Source organism: Actinomadura geliboluensis, from assembly GCF_043197915.1.
GTDB classification, from domain to species: Bacteria; Actinomycetota; Actinomycetes; order Streptosporangiales; family Streptosporangiaceae; genus Spirillospora; species Spirillospora geliboluensis.
Map to the genome: position 1 here is coordinate 124472 of NZ_JBICUA010000003.1, position 17629 is coordinate 142100.

The following is a 17629-nucleotide window of genomic DNA, read 5'->3' on the forward strand; positions in this document are numbered from 1 at the left end:
TGTTCGATGGGGGCAGACGCTACCGCCGCGAATGGCAGTCCATAACTCCTCTTCAGGCATTCTTAAGCGATGCATCAGCGAAATATAAAGTCGCCGCGCAAAATGGTCGTCCGTGTCGTTCGGACTTGCGGAAATCGGGCTTAGGGGGCTACTTTCCCGAGTGACTCGAATTCCGTGGCGCCGTGGGGGATATGTTGCTTGTTGCGAGGACGGGCGTGTTCCTTTTTCCAGTGTCCGGCCGGCTAGCGGCGGTGGCCGGCCCGATGCTTTCTCGACCGTCCCGAACGGCGGGGCGCGGACTTCTCGGCCGTGCGCAGCCACACCTGGATCTGCGCCCTGCCCAGGGGAGAGGTGCCGATCCGCAGCGAACCGCCGGTCGTCTCGGCGAGCCGGCGCGCGATGTCCAGGCCGAGGCCGGTGGAGCCCGCCCCGCTGGCCCCGCGCCGCAGCGCCGCCTCCGGTTCGGCGATGCCCGGCCCCGCGTCCCCGAACAGCAGGCCGGCGGCGTTCCGGCCGCGGTGGACGGTGACGGAGAAGGCCGTGCCGTGCGGGGTGTGCCGGAAGATGTTGCCCAGCAGGGCGTCGACCGCCGCGGCGAGGTCGGCGGCGGCCACCGGGACCGGCACCGGGTCGTCCGGCACGAGCACGTCGAGCGCGCGGTCCTGGTCGCCGGCCAGCGCCGACCAGAAGTCGAGCCGCTGCCGGACGACCTGCGCCGCGTCGCACCGCGCGGGGACGCGGTCCTGCCGCCGCGCGGCGTCGATGATCTCGTCGACGGCCTGCTCCAGCCGTCCGAGGGCGTCCTGGCTCTGGGCCATCCGCACCGGGTCCGCCGGGTTGGCGGCGAGGCCGCTGAGGTTCAGCCGCAGCGCGGTCAGGGGCGTGCGGAGCCGGTGCGACAGGTCGGCGGCGGCCTCGCGCTCGGCGGCCAGCAGCCGCGCGAGCTGGTCGGCCATGTGGTTGAACGCCTCGCCCGCCGCGCTCAGCTCGGCGGGGCCGGCGGGTTCGACGCGGGTCGTCAGGTCGCCGCCGGCGACCCGGGTGACCGCCTGCGCGAGCCGGTCGGCGACCTCGACCACGCGGACGGCGAGCCGGTCCGCCATGGCCACCGACACCAGGACCAGCGCCAGCGCCACGAGCACCAGGATCAGCCAGGACTTCAGCACGCCCCGGCTGAACTCCGCGTCCGGGACGAACACCTCGATCACCGCGTGCCGGCCGGGGCCCAGCGTGACCGGGCGCACCACGATGGTCCCCTCCCGCGCGGAGGTGGCGAAGGAGCGCTGCTGCGCACGGGCCCTGCGCAGGTCGTCGGCGGTCGCGCGGGGGACCCCGATCGGCGGCCCGGTGGGCAGGTGCAGGGCCATCGACCCCGCGGCGCCGGCCGCGGTCGACCCGACGGCCTCGTTCAGCGCCGCCGGATCGGTCGTGACCATCAGCGCCGGGACGAGGGACTCGGCCTGCCGCACCGCCGTGCTCAGGGCCCGGTCGCGGGCCATCTGACCGTTCAGCAGGCCCAGCGGCACCACGAACGACAGCGCGACCATCGCCGTCACGGCCGTGGCGATCCGCGCCAGCGCCCCTCTCATCCCCACCCCGTCCTGTTCTGTACCATCACGTCACCGGCGGCCGGTGTCCCTTTTAATTGCACTGGTCTGATAGAGAGCTGATAAATAGCGATGCGACGTATGCGGGTTCCGATTCGCTTCATTGCGGTCTGGGTCGCCGTCACCGCGACGGGCATGGCGATCAGCTGGGCCGGTGTGGGGGACGCCCTGCGCGGCACGGTGGTGGAGTCTCCCGATCTCGCCGCCGGAATTCCGGTCGAGACCGGGCGGCCGGCTGCCCTTCCGCCCGCGGCATCCGATACCGGGCCGTCCGTCGTCCCTCCTACGCGCGATCGGTCCACTCCCTCTCCCACTCCGTCAAGGCAGGCGGTGCGCCCTTCTTCTCCCGCCGCGTCGCCGGCGGAGAGAACGCGGACCTATGTGGTGAAGTCGGGACGTGTCATCTACGCGCTGAACGCCAAGACGGCACGCCTCGTCTCGGCCACACCCAAGGCCGGGTTCCAGACGAAGGTGTGGCGGACGTCCACCTGGATCCGGGTGGACCTGACCGACGGGACGCACGGCTCGACCGTGATCGCGGTCTGGAACGGCCACCCCCCGATCGTCCAGGTGAGCGAGTTCTGACGCGCGCGGGCACCGCCCCGCGCGGTCAGTCGACGCCCACTCCCGCGGGTTCGCTGAGCATCAGCCCGACGCCGCGCACCGTGTGCAGGTACCGGGGCGAGGCCGCGCTCTCGCCGAGCTTGCGGCGCAGCCACGACACGTGCACGTCGATGGTCTGGTCGTCCCCGTACGGCTGCTGCCACACCTCCGACAGCAGGTCGCGGCGCCGCACCACCCGGCCGGCGTTCTCCGCAAGGAAGGCCAGCAGGTCGAACTCGCGCCGCGACAACTGCAGCGGCACCCCGTTCAGCACGGCCTGCCGCCGCTCGACGTCGATCCGGAGCGCTCCGACGACCAGCGCCTCGCGGCGCGGCTGCGTCCGCATCCGCCGCAGCACCGCCAGCAGCCGCGCGTGCAGGTGCTCCGCGGAGAAGGGCTTGACCACGTAGTCGTCGGCGCCCGACTGGAGCAGCCGGATGATCTCCCGCTCGCCGTCGCGGGCGGTGGCCACCACGACGGGCACGTCGGAGACGGCCCGCAGCATCTTCAACGCCTCGCCGCCGTCCAGGTCGGGGAGCCCGAGATCGAGCACCACCACCTCGGGCGGATGGGACGTCACCTCGCGCAGTGCGTCCAGCGCCCGGCCCGCGCTCCGCACGGAATGCCCGAGCGCGGAAAGTTCCCGGACGAGCGCTCTCCGCACATGCTCGTCGTCTTCGACCATCAAAACACTGACCACGCGCCAACCATAAACCGTTCCGATGGCATTGCACCCGCACAAAACGTCCGACGCGGACGGCGGGGTTACGGCCGCGGAGTGCGTCAGCCCTCGTCACAGCCTCGCGGGCGGCATCTCTTAAGCAGATGTTAAGCGGACGCTGACGCGATTCTAAGGGGCTTGCGCCTACCGTCAACGCCATTCCGCATTCTCCGGAGACCGCCCGCCGAAGCCGGGGGCCCGGAGAAGTCTCTCTGTTCTCGGCGTGGCGCGACGCGCTCGTTGACCGTTGCCCGGAGGTCGTCATCGAAAGCAGCTCGGGAGGCCCTGACGCCGATGTCCGGGGCGCCGAGGACCGTCTGAACGCGTCCGCCGCGCGGCCGTGCGGGTTCTGCCGCCGGCCGGTTCCCCAGGCGCCGGGCGGGCCCCCGCGGCGCTTCTGCTCCGGCGGCACCGGTCCGTCGGCGTGCGAGACCGCCGCCGCGGAGCAGCGCGCCCGGGAGATCGGCGCCCCCGGACTCACCGGGAAGGTCGCCCTCACCCGGGACCTGGTCGAACGGCTGGAGGACGCGGCGGCCCGGCTCGCCACCGCGCTCGACGGCGAGCTCACGGTCGCCGGTGTCGAGGTACGGATCGCGCAGGTCCGCGCCGAGACCTCGGCGGTCGAGGCGGAGGCGCACCGGGCGACCGAGACGGCGCGGGCCCAGGCCAGGGAGGCGCTCGGCGCCGCCGACGCGCAGCGGCGGCGGGCGGAGGACGCCGAGGCGCAGAACGCCGAACTGCACGGCCGCCTCGACGAGTTGACGGCCCGCTACGAACGGACCAGCGGCGACCTCCGGCAACTCGCCCGCACCGCCGAGGAGACCAATGCCGCGCTGGCCGCGACTCGCCGCGACCGGGCGCAACTGGCGGACCAGGTCACCGAGTTGACCGGCTCGCTCCAGTCGAGCCTGGAGGAGGCCAAGCACCTGCGCGCCGCTCTCGTCACCGCGCAGGCCGCCGAGAAGGCCGTCCGCGACCAGGCCGCGACGATGGCCGCCGAACTGCGGCAGCAGCGCCTCCGCGCGGAGGAGGTCACGGCCGAGCGCGCCGCCGCCCTCCAGGACGCGAGCCGGGCACGCGCGGAGGCGCGGGCCGAGCACACCGCGCGCGTCAAGGCCGAGCAGCAGGCCCGCGACGCCCGCGACCAGATCAAGGACGCCCTGCTCCAGCGCGACCGGGCGCTGGAGAGCACCCGCTCCGCCCACGAGCGCCTCGACCAGACCAGGACGGCGCTGGCCGAACAGCAGGCGGAGGCTGCCCAGCAGGCCCGGCTCGCCGGCGAACTGCAGGGCAAGGTGAGCATGCTGATCGCCGAACGGGACGCCGCCCGCACGGAAGCCGAACGGGCCCGCCGAAGCATCGACCAGTTCATCACGGACCAGCGGCGGGGAGCCGAGGCCGCCGAGGGCGTCCAGCACCTCAGAGCGATCAGCCCCCAGACGCCCGGCAGCCAGGAGGGAGCAGGGCAGCCGGACGGCACCGTCTCGATCCTGCACCGCCGTCCACCGGCCGGAACCGGCGGCCCACCCCCCGCAGCCGCCGCCGACCACTAACCGCCCCTGCCTCCGCAGCCGTTGGCTCAGACCGTGCGGGCGTTCTCGGCGGCGCGGGTGATGCCGCGGCACATGCCGCCGAAGACGCGGTCGTGGAAGGGCCGGAACGCCCACCAGTAGGCGTGGCCGGCCAGCCCGCGCGGATGGAACAGCGCCCGCTGCTCCAGCACGCTGCGGCCGTCCTCCGCGCTCACCCTCAGTTCGAGCCAGGCCAGGCCGGGCAGCCGCATCTCGGCACGCAACCGCAGCAGCCGGCCCGTCTCGATCTCCTCGACGCGCCAGAAGTCCACCGTCTCCCCGATGCGCAGCCGGTGCGGGTCCCGGCGTCCGCGCCGCAGCCCGACGCCGCCCACCAGCCGGTCGAGGACGCCGCGCGCCCGCCAGGCGATCGGGAAGGAGTACCAGCCGCGTTCTCCGCCGATCCCTTCGATGACGTCCCACAACCGCTCCGGTGGAGCGTCCGCCCGGCACGATCGTTCGTCCGTGTAGAGGCTGCCGCCGGCCCAGTCCGGGTCCGTCGGCAGCGGGTCGCTCGGGGCGCCGGGGGTGCTGGCCGACGACCAGCGCGTGGCGACCTCGGCATCGCGGACCCGGCGCAGTGCCAGCTCGACCGAGCGGTCGAAGCCGGTCGGCCCGTCCGGCGGTGGAGGAACGTACCGGCTGATGTCGTTCTCGGTGCACACGACCTCATTGCGCAGCGACTCCACCAGCGGGCGCGCGAGCCCGCTGGGAACCGGGGTGATGGCACCCACCCACAGGCTCGACAGGGACGGGCTCAGCAGCGGGACCGGGATGATGATGCGCCGGTGGAGCCCGGCCACGGCGGCGTACCGGCGCATCATGCCGGCGTAGGTGAGCACGTCCGGCCCGCCGATGTCGAAGCCGCGGTTCACGTCGGCGGGCAGGTCAGCGGCCGCCACCAGGTAGTGCAGGACGTCCCGGATCGCGATCGGCTGGATCCGCGTATGCACCCACCGCGGCGTGACCATCACCGGGAGCCGCTCGGTGAGGTAGCGGAGCATCTCGAACGACGCCGACCCCGAGCCGATGATCACCGCGGCGCGCAGCCACACCGCGGGCACTCCGCTGTCGAGCATGATCTTGCCGACCTCGGCGCGGGACCGCAGATGCGGCGACGGTCTCTCCTTCGGGTCCATGCCGCCGAGGTAGACCAGCCGTCCCGCCCCCGCGTCCCGCGCCGCCCCGGCGAACGTGCGCGCCGCCCGGCGGTCGTTCTCGGCGAAGCCGCCCGCGCCGCCGATCGCGTGGATCAGGTAGTAGGCGACGTCGACACCGTCCAGCGCGCGCCGGGTCGCCTCCGGATCGGTGGCATCGGCCTCCACGATCTCCACTCGTTCGGCCCACGGGTGATCGCGCAGTCGCCGCGCCGAACGGGCCATGCACCGCACCCGGTGACCGGCGTCCAGCAGTTCGGGGACCAGCCGCCCCCCGATGTAGCCGCTGGCCCCCGTCACCAGGCACAACTTCCGGCGGTCCGCGCCCTGCCCGCGTCCAGGCACGGCCGACGCATCACCGCCGTTGGTCATTCTCCCCCCTCGGTCGGACGCTGCCTACCCAGGGGCTGACGCACACAACGCACAGTCACCGGATTTTGCCGTAGCCGGAGACGACGTCACCCCGGCCGGCGCCGGCCCGGTCCTGGAGGGGGTCGGCCGCAGGGCTGCCGGTGTACGCCCTGGCCGAGGCGGACGACGTGCTGGGGCCGCAAGTTTTGAAGCGGTTTGTCCCAGGGCACGGGTGTGTGCATGACCCCGCCCATGCCGCCGCCCGGACCCGCCGCCGAGGCGGGGCACCCGCGTCCCCGGCTCGCGGTGTCCAGCTGCCTGCTCGGCGCGCCGGTCCGCTACAACGGCGGCCACAGCCGCGACCGGTTCCTCACCGGCCCTCTGGCGCACCATGTCGACTGGGTCCCGGTCTGCCCGGAGATGGAGATCGGCCTCGGCGCGCCCCGGCCCACCCTGCGCCTGCTCTCCGACGGGCATATCGTCACCAAGGACGGTTCCGCCGATCACACAGGGGCGATCACGGCGCTGGCGGACGACCGGCTCTCCGACCTTGCGGACGTCGACGGCTACGTGTTCAAATCCCGTTCGCCCAGCTGCGGACTGATGAACCTGCCGCGCTACGCGTCCGGCAGGCCCGGCGAACGCACCGACGGGCAGCCGGTGGACCGCCGCGGCCGCGGCCTGTTCTCCGACCGCGTCATGAGCGCGCTCCCCGACCTGCCCGCCGAAGAGGACGGACGGCTCAACGACCCCATCCTGCGCGAGCACTTCATCGAGCGCGTCTTCGCCCAGGCGCGGCTCCGCGAGTTCTTCGAGCACGACTGGCGTCCGCGGGACCTCGTCGCCTTCCACACCAGGCACAAGCTCCAGATTCTCGCGCACGACCCGTCCGCCTACCGGAGTATGGGACGGATCGTGGCACGGGCGGGCACCGGCGACCGCGAAGATCTGGAATCGGAGTACCGCCATGCCTTCGCCGCCGCTCTCGCCATCCGTCCGAAGCGCGGCCGCAACGCCAACGCGCTCCTGCACGTCCTGGGTCCGCTGAGCGAGCACCTGAACCAGGCCAGGCGGCAAGACATCGTGGCCGCCGTCGAGTCCTACCGCCAGGGCGAAGCCCCGCTCAGCGTCCCGGTGGCGCTGCTGCGCCACCACGCCGAAGGCGAAGAGCTCGCCTACCTGGCCGAACAGACCTACTTGGACCCCTTCCCGGCCGACCTCGTCCTGCGCCACCACCTCTGAACCACCGCTCTCGGGTCCGTACCCGGTTTGTGCCCGTGGGTTATGTGGGACGACGGCGCCGGTGGGCGCGCTGGCGACAGGCCGGACCGCAATAGCGAGGCGGCCGCCCGGTGGAGCGGACACGCAGCCGCGCGCCGCATTCCATGCAGTACTTGAGGTCGGCGGTTTCGTGTCGCGAAGAGACCGAGTCACGGAACGTTTCGCCTTTCGTGACGACTCGGGGACGTAAGCCGTCCAGCAGTAGCCGCACCAGTTGCGTGCCGCGAGCCCTGTCCCGATGTGCCGAACGCACCGCGGCACCACCGATGGTCAGTGCAGAGATGTCGTCGGTCTGAACATCGGCGCGTATCGCACCGGCGTATTTGGCGTCGTGCACCAGGCGCTGCCCGATCGTCTTGCCGTAGCGCGCAACTCGGCGACGGCGCGTACTTCGGCGGCGGCTCCGCCTTCGCCAAGGCAAGCGAGGAGAAAGGCGCCGGGCTAGACCGTGTGCGCCAGTGGGCGTGTGCTGGGACGCGTCGGCTCACGCGTCCGATGTTTGGACGGTTCTGGGGCCACCTCGCGGGCGGTGGCGCGTGCCGCGCGGTGTTAGTCGGGCGCTTCAGTGAACTAGCGGCCGGTAGCGGCATGGTCAGCATCGCCGCATCCATTGCCGTGTTGCTGGAGGCCAGTTCCCCGACCAACGGGTCAGCGCCGAACGCCGGTACACCGTGCAGACCGCCGCTGCGGACCTATGTATGATCATATCTTCAGATGAGCAGGTGTGGACTGGACGGCCGCGCATCCGAGGCTTCGGTCTGTCCCTGGCGAACGTTGAGCAGAACGAGGTCAACGCCTCGGAGGGGAGATGCGATGGGCGCGGGACACGGGCATGGCCAAGTCGTCGGGCAGGCCGCCGGGCACGCCGGGGGCCGCCACCGGTGGCGCCTCGGCGCAGCGGCCGCGCTGGTCGGCTCGTTCTTCGTGGTCGAACTGGTCTACGGGCTGCTGTCGGGATCCCTGGCACTGCTGTCGGACGCGGGGCACATGGCCGCGGACGTGGTGACGCTGACCGCGGCACTGGTGGCGACCAAGATCGCGACACGGCCGGACGCCACCGGCCGCCGTACCTACGGGTCCTATCGCGCCGAAGTGTTCGCCTCAGGGTTCGCGGTGCTGGTGATGCTGGGCATGGCGGTCTATATCGGCGCCGAGGCCGTGTCCCGGATCGGCGGGGACGCGGAGGTGTCGTCCGGCCCGATGCTGATCGTTGGGGCGCTCGGTCTTGTGATCAACCTGATCGCTTTGGTCATGCTGCGTGCGGGGGCATCGGAGAGTCTGAACGTCAAGGGCGCCTATCTCGAGGTGATGGCCGACACGGCCGGTTCCGTCGGAGTGATCGTGGCGGGCGTCCTGGTCGCCGCGACCGGGCAGGTGCTCTTCGACACCGTCGTCGCCATCGCGATCGCCGTTTTCGTGGTCGTGCGCGCGGTCGCCCTGGGCCGGCAGGTGCTGGCCGTGCTCGGGCAGCACGCCCCCGAGGGCCTCGACGTCGACGCCGTGGCCGGTGAACTGGCCGCCATTGGCGGTGTCCGGAACGTCCACGACCTGCACCTGTGGACGCTGACGTCGGGCATGCACGTGGCCACCGCGCACCTGGTGACCGGAGAGAAGGCCGACAGCCACGCGGTCCTGGACCAGGCCCGCGACCTTCTGCGCGAGCGCCACGGCATCGCCCACGCCACCCTCCAGGTCGAGCCGGCGTCCCACACCGGATGCGACGAAGTCGGCTGGTGACGATCCCCCTGCTGTCCGGCCCCCGGCGGGGACAGCAGGGTGCTCCAGTACGAACCAGACGACCTCCGGAACGCTGAGCAGACCGGTGACGGACTGGACGAAGCGCCCTCCGGCGACCGGCCTCGCCAGCAGGACCATGCGACGCCGAACAGATCCGGCCACCGCCCAACATGGCGGACGCCCGACGTCCCGGTACCTGATCTTTTGCGCCAGGGCCACAGGGGAGTCGTCACGCCGGGTGTGGTGTGGCGGGGTTCAGGTACGGCGCGAGCAGTTCGTCAGCAAGGCGGCGGGCGGCGCGTTCGGTCAGGCCGTCCTCGATCATCCGGCTGAGGGTGTAGACGATCGACTGGACGAGTTCGGCGGTCCGGTCGGGGTCGCCTGCGCCGTGGTCGGCCAGGGCCGTGCGGAGCGGCGTCTGGAGTTCGTCGTGGAGTAGCCGGCTGGAGTTGGCCAGCGCGTCGGTGCGGCCGGTGGCCGCGAGGGCGCGGGCCAGCGCGTGGTCCCCGCGGGCGACCAGGCGGAGGTTGGCGTGGACATAGGCAAGCACCTGGTCGCCGGGGGTTCTGGCCTTTCCCATCCGCGCTCTGACGTAGGCGGACCAGCGCGGGAAGGTGTCGACGATGAGGGCGTCGAGGAGATCGTCGCGGGACGTGAAGTAGGCGTAGACGCTGGAGCGGGCGAGCCCCGCCCGGCGGGCGACCGCAGCCATGCTCGGGGCCCGCTCGGCCTCCTCGGACAGCAGGCTGCGTGCGGCGTCGAGCAGGGCCGCCCGCTGCGCGGCCCGATGCTCGGCCACGGTCGGCGCCTGGATCTTCGGCACGCGGCCCCCTTCCCCCGGCCCGCCGTACCCGCCGGACGGCCCGGCCGGGGCGTCAGGCGAATGCGGTGAGGCGCCCGTCGATCATCTCGTACACCGTGTCACAGTGTTCGAGGACGTCGTGGTCATGGGTCACCATGACGGCCGCCACGCCATGCTGCCGCGACTCGCGGGCGAGCAGCCGGACGATCTCGTGGCTGCGCGCGCGGTCCAGGGCGGCGGTGGGCTCGTCGACGAGCAGGACGCTCGGCTCGGTCACGAGGGCCCGGGCGATGCCGACCCGCTGACGCTCCCCGCCGGACATCTGGTGCGGGTGCCGACCGGCCTTGTCGGCCATCCCCACGTCCTCCAGCAGTGCGAGCGGGTCGCGGCCGGAGCGCGCGCGGCGCGGCCGGAACCGCAGCGGCAGCCGGAGCTGGTCGAGGGCGCTCAGCGCCGGGACCAGGTTGCCGGCCTGGAAGACGAATCCGATGTGCTCGCGCCGCAGCTTCGCCCTGGCCCGCGCGCCCGCGGCCGTGAGGTCGAGCCCCGCCACCGTGACCGTGCCCCGATCCGGGCGGGCGAGTCCGCCGGCGACCGCGAGCAGGCTCGATTTGCCGGCGCCGGACGGGCCGACGATGGCGGCCAGCTCTCCCGCGCGCACCGCGAGGTCGACGTTGTCGAGAGCCTGGACGGTCTCACCGCCGTCGCCGTGCCGGAGGCAGACGCCCTCCATGACCAGTCCCGGGCGCTCCGGCGCGGTCGTGCCGTCCTCGCGCGGCCCGGCGGCCGGTGCGGGCTGGTGGGTCATCGGTTTCCTCCAAGTGCGGTGGCCGGGTCGATGGACGCGATCCGGGCGACGGCGGTCCCGGCGCCGGCGAGCCCGAGCAGGACCAGCCCGGCGGCGGCGGTCGTGATGCTGGGCGCGCTGAGGGCGAACGGCGCCCCGCCGCCGGTGACGAGCGAGCCGAGGCCGACGCCGATACCCGCGCCGATCGCGACGGCGGCCAGCAGCAGGATGAACGCCTGGGTGAGCGCGTCGCGCAGCAGCCAGCTCCTGGACGCGCCCATGGCGCGCAGCACCGCGACCTCGTGCTTGCGCTGGATCGCCCAGACGGCGAAGAACGCCCCGACGACCAGGGCGGAGATGGCGTACAGGAACCCTTGGATGAGCTGCAGCGTGGACGTCTCGGCCGTGTAGCCGGGCGAGGCGCCGTAGGACTCCTCCAGGGTGAGGCTCTCGGTGCCGGCGGCCGCGTCCCCCGCGGTGAGATCGACCGAGGCGCCGGGCTCGGCGCGCACCGCCACCGCGGTGATGTCCCGGGTGGCGTGCGCAGGGATCGCGTCGCCCGGCGCCGCCCCGGCCTTGATCCGCTGCCAGGTGGGCAGCGGTACGTACGCCACGTCGACGTGCCCGAAGGTGTGCTGCCCCTCCATGGCGCCGATGACGCGCAGCTTCGTGCCGAGCCGGTCGACGGTGATCGTGTCGCCGAGGCGCAGGCCGGCGTCCAGGGCCGTGCCGCTGACGACGATGCCGTCCGCGCCGTTGAGCCGCGAGCCCTCGCTCACCTCGGGTGCGAGGAACGACTCCGGCGCCACTCCGAACAGCGCGAGGTCGATGTCCACGCCCCGGTCGCTCTTGGCGTTGATGAGCGTGTTGCCGTAGGGGGCTGCCTCCGCCACGCCCGGCCGGCTCCGCCAGGCGTCCACGGCGGACATCTCCACCACACTTCGGGAGAAGGCGGAGTCGTGCTGGACGCCGCGTTCGAGCGCGAAGGACGTGACCGGGAGCTTCTGCAGCCCGGACACCCCGTCCCTGACCAGCCCCACCGACAGTCCGGACAGCATGACCATGAGGACCGCGATCAAAGCGACGACGGCGCCCATCAGCCCGAACCTGACCTTGGCGAACCGCAGCTCGCGAACGGCGAGGAACATCAGCCCCACACCCGCGTTTTTGTCGACATCATGTCGACAACATACCAACACGGTGTCGCCAACTTGGCGCGGTCCCCAAGGTACGTCGTCTCGGTGCCGTGCTCCGGGAGTGGTCGTCTGGGCGTGGGTTGAGCGGGCGCTGCATCCCGTCGGGGTGCGTCGCCGGCGAACTCGGTCGGCGACCAGCCGTTATTGCGCTCCAGATCTCCCGGCGCGGCTGAAGCATTAAAGGGTAAATCGACATTTAGTTGCTCTTTATGCATGTGCCGGTTTTAAGTGACGCTCCGCGAGAATTACTGGCACGTCAGCCGTCCAAGAGGCCGACGCCGGGATTTAGGGGGCATCGTGAGTCAAGACGACAGGCGGGGCGCCGAGCAGGGCGCCACCGGGACGATGCGGAAGCGGGGCTCCGACGGGGGGTCGAGTGAACTCATCACCTCCGGCGGCAGTACCAGGATCGCCGACGCCGTCGTGGCGAAGATCGCCACCATGGCCGCCAGGCAGGTCGGTGGCGTGCACGAGATGGGCGCGGGCATGTCCAGGACGCTCGGATCGGTGCGGGAGCGCCTGCCCGGCATGACGGCCGACGACACCCAGGGCGTGGCCGTACAGGTCGGTGAACATCAGGCGGCCGTCGACATCGACCTCGTCGTGGAGTACGGGCTCTCCATCCCCGACTTGACCGCCGCCGTGCGCACCAACGTCGTCAATGAGGTCGAGCACATGTGCGGTCTCGAGGTCGTCGAGGTGAACATCACCGTCGACGATGTCCATGTGGAGGGCGAGGATTCGGAAACGCGGTCGGAGGAGCCCCGAGTTCGATGATTTCCGGGCCGGACATGGCGAACTCGTCCCACCATCAACTCTGGTCCGTTCCGGACGAGACACGGGATCCGGCCGGAGAAGGAGCGGGGGGTGAGCGGGACGCCTCCCGGGGATCGCGACCCAAGGGTGTGTCGGGCGAGAGAACCGACGCGGGGACGCCCCGGGAAGGCTCGGCGCCCAGCAGCCGGGAGCCACTCGCCGAACTGGCGGAGCGGGTCGGTGAGACGGCTCTGAAATGCCCGGACGTGCTGACACTGACGGCCGGTCCGCGCGGTTGGATCGCGACCTACCGCGCCGGACCCCCTTTCACGGGCGTCGCAGTGCGCAAGGCGGCGATCGAGGTGGGGGTGGTCGTCCGGTACGGACGGCCCTTCGCCGAGATCGCCGAGGACGTCCGGCGTCTGGTGCGCCCGCTGGCCGGCCGGCGGACGGTGGACGTGCTGATCGGGGACGTGGCCGATGACGGTTGAGCGTCCCGCGGAGCCGAGGGAGAGATCGGGATGGATGTGAGAGTGCCGTGGCCCGTGATCGGCCTGGCCTTCGGGGTGGCCTTGGGGTTCGCCGGAGCGTTCGGTGGCGCCGGCCCGTTCTTCCTCGTCCTGTTCCTCGGCGCGCTCGGCTACGTGGTCGGCCGTGTCATCGAGGGCAGTCTCGACCTTAGACAGATCTTCTCCTCAGGAGGCTCGGGGCGGCGGCCGCGATGACGAACACCGAGCGAGGCAGGACGACGATCCGGGACCGGGCCGTCGCGCGCATCGTCGCGAAGTCCGTGCAGGATGTCGAAGCGTCCGGCGGGCTCGGCCGGACGGTCCTCAGCGTGCCGGTGCCCGGGCGGCGTTCCGTTCGCACCGAGGTGCGGGTGGACGGGGACATCGTCACGGCCAGGGTGGCGCTGTCGGTGGCCTACCCGATGCCGGTGCGCGCGGTCGCCCGCCAGGTGCGCGAAAGCGTGCGCGAGCGGGTGACGGAGCTGACCGGCCTGACCGTCCGGCAGGTGGACGTCGATGTGGCCGAGTTCGCACGCCCGGGCGCGGGCGAAAGGACCGTGCTGTGACCGAGCAGGCCGGTGCCCGGCCCGCCGTGGAGCCGCGGGCGGCCGAGACTCGCAAGGCCGACCGCGCGGCCAGGCACGCGTTCCGTTCCCGCCGGAGGGTGCCGGCCGTTGCCGGCGCGCTGTTGATGGCGGCGGCCGGCGTGCTGACCGCGATCGAGGTCATCACCGCAGCGCTGGACCGCCCGGCGCACATCTTCCCGTACGGGTGGGTGCGGTCCGCGAACTGGGACGACTGGTACATACTCGCGATCTTCGCGGCGCTGGCACTGATCGGCGTCTGCTTCGTGCTGGCCGCCCTGCTGCCGGGCACGTCCCGGATCGTCCCGCTGCACGGACGGGATCCGAGCCTGTTGATGGGGGTGAGCCGACGCGGGCTCAAGCGTGCCGTCGCCAATGCGGCCGAAGGGGCGTCAGGGGTGTCGGGTGTCCAGCGGGTCCGGCTGGGCCGCCGGCGGGTCACGGTCGTCGCGGAGACGCCCGTGCGCGAGCCCGCGGGGCTGGACGAGGGAGTCACCGAGGCCGTACGCGATCGGCTCGACCGGCTTCGGCCGCTGCCCACTCGCTCCGTCGCGGTGCGAATGAAGCATAGGGAGGCGTGATGGACCGCCGTCCCGCGCACGTCAACCGTACTGGCCTGCTCCTGCTCGGCACTGTGCTCGCCGTCGCCGGGGGCGCCGGCTTCGCCCGCGGCGTGGGCGCCTTCGGCGACGCACGGTCCTCCTCTCCGGTGCTCACCGGGGAGGCGCGCCGCTTCGCCGATGAGAACAGCTGGTTCTGGCCGGCCGTGGCTGCGGCGGCCGTCGTCTTGGCGCTGCTGGGACTGGCATGGCTGCTCATGCAGCTCCGTTCCGGCAGGTCGCGGGGCTTCATGCTGGAGCCGGACGCCGAGGCCAGCAGGACGCGGGTGGAGGCGGGGGCCATTACGGGCGCGTTGGAGGCCGAGATCGGCGAGTACCCGGGCGTGCGCACCGTGCGGGCCCGGCTGATCAGTTCGTCCAAGGGGTCCGAGCTTCGGCTGAAGGTCGCCTACGGCTCAGCCGCGGACCCCGCCGAACTGCGGCGGCGCATCCAGGACGAGGCGATTCCGCGGCTCTGCGGCGCGCTCGAACGCGAGTCGATCCCCACCGTGGTGCGGCTGCACCCGCTGTCCCGAGAGCAGCCCGCGACCGTCATCTGACGCCCCGAGAGGAGCAAGGATGCCACCGACGAAGGACACCGCGACCGAGCTGCGCAGCCGGGAGTGGTGGGACAACGAGGGCAATCCCGAGATGACCGCTCTGTACCTGGAGCGTTTCCTCAACTACGGCCTCACCGCCGCGGAACTCCAGGGGGGCCGGCCGATCATCGGCATCGCCCAGACGGGCAACGACCTGGTTCCCTGCAACCGGCATCACCTCGCCCTCGCCGACCGGGTCAGGGACGGGATCCGGGACGCCGGCGGCGTCCCGCTGGAGTTCCCCGTCCATCCGCTGCAGGAGACGGGCAAGCGCCCCACCGCCGCGCTGGACCGCAACCTCGCCTACCTCGGGCTGGTCGAGGTGCTGTACGGATACCCGCTCGACGGGGTGGTCCTGACGACGGGCTGCGACAAGACCACCCCCGCGTGCCTGATGGCGGCGGCGACGGTGAACCTCCCGGCGATCGTCCTGTCCGGCGGGCCGATGCTGAACGGCTACCACGCCGGCATGCGGACGGGTTCGGGGCTGGTGATCTGGCGGTCGAAACGCCTCCTGGCCAGCGGGGAGATCGACTACGACGAGTACATGTCGCGGGTGTGCGCGTCCGCGCCCAGCATCGGGCACTGCAACACGATGGGCACCGCGCTGTCGATGAACAGCCTGGCCGAGGCGCTGGGGATGGCCCTGCCCGGCTGCGCCGCGATCCCGGCCCCCTACCGCGAGCGGGCGCAGATGGCCTACGACACGGGCCGCCGGGCGGTGGCCCTGGTGCGCGAGGACGCCACCCCGCGCAAGATCATGACCTTGCCGGCGTTCGAGAACGCGATCGCCGTCGCGTCCGCCATCGCCGCCTCCACCAACGTGCCCATCCACATCAACGCCATCGCGCGCCACGCCGGGGTGGAGCTGTCCAACCGGGACTGGCAGCGGGTCGGGGCCGACATCCCGGTGCTGGCGAACACCGCCCCGGCGGGGGAGTACCTCGGCGAGGACTTCTACCGGGCCGGCGGCGTCCCCGCCGTCATGCGGGCGCTGCTGGAGGCGGGGCATCTGCACGGCGACGCCATGACGGTCTCCGGCCGGACCGCCGCCGAGAACCTGGCCGACGCCCCGCCCGCCGACCCGGCGGTCATCCGCCCCGTCGACGACCCCGTCGCACCGCGCGGCGGACTCCTCGTCATGACCGGGAACCTGTTCGAGTCCGCGGTCATGAAGACGTCGGTCATCACCGACGAGTTCCGTGCCCGCTACCTGCCGCCGCCCGGCCGCCCGCAGACGTTCGACCTCCGCGCCGTCGTCTTCGACGGGCCGGAGGACTACCACGCCCGCATCGAGGACCCCGGGCTGGAGATCGACGAGCACTGCGTCCTCGTCATCCGCTACACCGGGCCGATCGGCTACCCGGGCTCGGCCGAGGTCGTCAACATGGAACTGCCCACTGGGTTGGCGCAGCAGGGCGTCATCGCGCTCCCCACGCTCGGCGACGGCCGGCAGAGCGGTACCTCGGACGCCCCGTCCATCCTCAACGCCAGCCCCGAGGCCGCGGCGGGCGGGAACCTCGCCGTCCTGCAAACCGGCGACCGGATCCGCGTCGACCTGGACGGCGCGCGCGTCGACGTCCTGCTGTCCGACGAGGAGATCGCCGCGCGGTGGGCCGAGTACGCGCCGCCGGCGCTGGACAACCAGACGCCGTGGCAGGAGATCTACCGCTCCACGGTCGGGCAGTTGGACAGCGGCGGCTGCATGGAGCTCGCCGTGGCGTACCAGGACATCGCACACACCAAGGGGATTCCACGTGACTCGCACTGACGGCCAGGGCACGATCCTGATCGCCGACTACGACTTCGGCGACGTGGACATCGAACGCGCGATCGTCGAGGGCGCCGGGTTCCGGCTCGTCGCCGCGCAGTGCAAGAGCGAGGACGAGGTGATCGAGCGGGGCCGGGACGCCGACGGCGTCCTGACCCAGTACGCGCGGGTCGGAGCCCGCGCCGTCGACGCGTTCACCCGCTGCCGGGTGATCGCCCGCTACGGCACCGGCGTGGACATCGTCGACGTCGACGCCGCGACCCGGCGGGGCATCCAGGTCACGAACGCGCCGAACGAATGGTGCGCCGAAGAGGTCGCCGACCACGCCGTCGCGCTCTGGCTCGCCGCCGCCCGAAAGATCTGCCGGTACGACCGGGCGACGCGGCAGGGCGAGTGGCACTGGAAGACCGGGCAGCCGATCTGGCGGCTGCGGGGACGGGTCCTGGGCCTGCTGTCCTTCGGCGCCATCGCGCGCCTCGTCGCCGAGCGGGCGAAGGCGTTCGGCGTCGAGGTCTGGGCGCACGACCCGTTCCTCGACGAGTCCGAGATGCGGTCCCGCGACGTGCGGCCGGTGTCCTTCGACGACCTCGTGGAAGGCGCCGACTACCTGGTGGTCCAGTCGCCGCTCACCCCGCAGACGCACCACACTTTCGACCGCGCGACACTCGGCAGGATGAAGCCGACCGCCGTCCTCGTCAACACCGCGCGCGGGCCCATCGTGGAGGACGCCGCGCTTCACCAGGCGCTCACCGAGGGATGGATCGCCGGCGCGGCGCTGGACGACCTCGAAGAGGAACCCGCGAAGCAGCGCGACTGGCGGCCGCGCAACGCCCTCCTCGAACTGCCCAACGTGATCGTCACGCCGCACGCCGCCTACTACTCCGAGGAGGCCGTCGGGGCGGTGCGGCGCATCGCCGCCGAAGAGGCCGTACGGGTCCTGACCGGGCGGCCGGCCCTCTCCCCGGTCAACGACGTGGCACCCGTCCCCTGATGGCCGC

19 protein-coding genes are annotated in these 17629 nt (G+C 72.2%); 12 read left to right on the forward strand and 7 right to left on the reverse strand.

Annotation, left to right across the window (positions count from 1 at the left end; genetic code table 11):
* Positions 1-242 precede the first annotated feature (242 nt).
* Positions 243-1589, reverse strand: a complete 1347-nt coding sequence (locus ACGFI1_RS11030; protein WP_392784717.1) for a sensor histidine kinase — start codon at positions 1587-1589, stop codon at positions 243-245.
* A gap of 402 nt (positions 1590-1991) precedes the next feature.
* Here ACGFI1_RS11030 and ACGFI1_RS11035 point away from each other — a divergent pair, with 402 nt between their 5' ends.
* Positions 1992-2192: a hypothetical protein gene (locus ACGFI1_RS11035; protein ID WP_392784720.1), complete on the forward strand. Its 201-nt coding sequence runs from the start codon at positions 1992-1994 to the stop codon at positions 2190-2192.
* Positions 2193-2217: 25 nt separating this feature from the next.
* Here the strand turns inward: ACGFI1_RS11035 and ACGFI1_RS11040 are convergent, their stop codons facing one another.
* On the reverse strand, positions 2218-2910 hold the full coding sequence (locus ACGFI1_RS11040; RefSeq protein ID WP_205719515.1) for a response regulator transcription factor: 693 nt from the start codon (positions 2908-2910) through the stop codon (positions 2218-2220).
* A gap of 779 nt (positions 2911-3689) precedes the next feature.
* Between ACGFI1_RS11040 and ACGFI1_RS11045 the strand changes: the two genes are divergently transcribed.
* Entirely contained in the window at positions 3690-4484 is a 795-nt protein-coding gene (locus ACGFI1_RS11045) for a hypothetical protein (RefSeq protein WP_392784722.1), read from the forward strand.
* 26 nt (positions 4485-4510) lie between these two features.
* Here the strand turns inward: ACGFI1_RS11045 and ACGFI1_RS11050 are convergent, their stop codons facing one another.
* Positions 4511-6031, reverse strand: a complete 1521-nt coding sequence (locus tag ACGFI1_RS11050) for an SDR family oxidoreductase (protein WP_392784724.1) — start codon at positions 6029-6031, stop codon at positions 4511-4513.
* Positions 6032-6250: 219 nt separating this feature from the next.
* Here ACGFI1_RS11050 and ACGFI1_RS11055 point away from each other — a divergent pair, with 219 nt between their 5' ends.
* Positions 6251-7252: a YbgA family protein gene (locus ACGFI1_RS11055; RefSeq protein ID WP_392784726.1), complete on the forward strand. Its 1002-nt coding sequence runs from the start codon at positions 6251-6253 to the stop codon at positions 7250-7252.
* 40 nt (positions 7253-7292) lie between these two features.
* Here the strand turns inward: ACGFI1_RS11055 and ACGFI1_RS11060 are convergent, their stop codons facing one another.
* Entirely contained in the window at positions 7293-7712 is a 420-nt protein-coding gene (locus tag ACGFI1_RS11060; RefSeq protein ID WP_392784728.1) for an SbtR family transcriptional regulator, read from the reverse strand.
* Between the two features lie 392 nt (positions 7713-8104).
* Between ACGFI1_RS11060 and ACGFI1_RS11065 the strand changes: the two genes are divergently transcribed.
* Entirely contained in the window at positions 8105-9028 is a 924-nt protein-coding gene (locus tag ACGFI1_RS11065; RefSeq protein WP_392784730.1) for a cation diffusion facilitator family transporter, read from the forward strand.
* A 229-nt stretch (positions 9029-9257) separates the two neighbouring features.
* Here ACGFI1_RS11065 and ACGFI1_RS11070 read toward each other — a convergent pair whose 3' ends face one another.
* From ACGFI1_RS11070 to ACGFI1_RS11080, 3 genes are read right to left on the reverse strand one after another with little or no spacing between them, the layout of a single operon-like run.
* Complete coding sequence (locus ACGFI1_RS11070; protein ID WP_392784732.1) at positions 9258-9851, reverse strand: TetR/AcrR family transcriptional regulator; 594 nt, start codon at positions 9849-9851, stop codon at positions 9258-9260.
* A 52-nt stretch (positions 9852-9903) separates the two neighbouring features.
* Positions 9904-10638, reverse strand: a complete 735-nt coding sequence (locus ACGFI1_RS11075; RefSeq protein WP_392784735.1) for an ABC transporter ATP-binding protein — start codon at positions 10636-10638, stop codon at positions 9904-9906.
* Positions 10635-11765, reverse strand: a complete 1131-nt coding sequence (locus ACGFI1_RS11080; RefSeq protein ID WP_392784736.1) for an ABC transporter permease — start codon at positions 11763-11765, stop codon at positions 10635-10637. Before ACGFI1_RS11080 ends, ACGFI1_RS11075 begins: the two co-directional genes overlap by 4 nt.
* A gap of 471 nt (positions 11766-12236) precedes the next feature.
* Here ACGFI1_RS11080 and ACGFI1_RS11085 point away from each other — a divergent pair, with 471 nt between their 5' ends.
* The 8 genes from ACGFI1_RS11085 to ACGFI1_RS11120 all read left to right on the forward strand — a co-directional run bounded on the left by ACGFI1_RS11085 (position 12237) and on the right by ACGFI1_RS11120 (position 17622).
* Entirely contained in the window at positions 12237-12590 is a 354-nt protein-coding gene (locus ACGFI1_RS11085) for an Asp23/Gls24 family envelope stress response protein (protein ID WP_386871668.1), read from the forward strand.
* Positions 12591-12835: 245 nt separating this feature from the next.
* The gene (locus tag ACGFI1_RS11090) at positions 12836-13060 is read left to right on the forward strand and encodes a hypothetical protein (RefSeq protein WP_392784738.1); all 225 of its coding nucleotides are present in this window, start codon (positions 12836-12838) and stop codon (positions 13058-13060) included.
* 30 nt (positions 13061-13090) lie between these two features.
* A complete protein-coding gene (locus tag ACGFI1_RS11095) occupies positions 13091-13294 on the forward strand; it encodes a hypothetical protein (RefSeq protein WP_138637991.1) in 204 nt (67 codons plus the stop codon).
* The gene (locus ACGFI1_RS11100) at positions 13291-13644 is read left to right on the forward strand and encodes an Asp23/Gls24 family envelope stress response protein (RefSeq protein ID WP_386871672.1); all 354 of its coding nucleotides are present in this window, start codon (positions 13291-13293) and stop codon (positions 13642-13644) included. Before ACGFI1_RS11095 ends, ACGFI1_RS11100 begins: the two co-directional genes overlap by 4 nt.
* Positions 13641-14243 carry a DUF6286 domain-containing protein gene (locus ACGFI1_RS11105; protein ID WP_392784740.1) on the forward strand — a complete coding sequence of 201 codons (603 nt, stop codon included), beginning with the start codon at positions 13641-13643 and terminating at the stop codon, positions 14241-14243. Before ACGFI1_RS11100 ends, ACGFI1_RS11105 begins: the two co-directional genes overlap by 4 nt.
* Positions 14243-14821 (forward strand): alkaline shock response membrane anchor protein AmaP, encoded by a 579-nt coding sequence (locus ACGFI1_RS11110; protein ID WP_386871676.1) that lies wholly within the window; start codon positions 14243-14245, stop codon positions 14819-14821. Before ACGFI1_RS11105 ends, ACGFI1_RS11110 begins: the two co-directional genes overlap by 1 nt.
* A 19-nt stretch (positions 14822-14840) precedes the next feature.
* Positions 14841-16631, forward strand: a complete 1791-nt coding sequence (locus ACGFI1_RS11115) for an IlvD/Edd family dehydratase (protein WP_392784742.1) — start codon at positions 14841-14843, stop codon at positions 16629-16631.
* On the forward strand, positions 16618-17622 hold the full coding sequence (locus ACGFI1_RS11120) for a C-terminal binding protein (protein WP_392784744.1): 1005 nt from the start codon (positions 16618-16620) through the stop codon (positions 17620-17622). Before ACGFI1_RS11115 ends, ACGFI1_RS11120 begins: the two co-directional genes overlap by 14 nt.
* Positions 17623-17629: the final 7 nt, after the last annotated feature.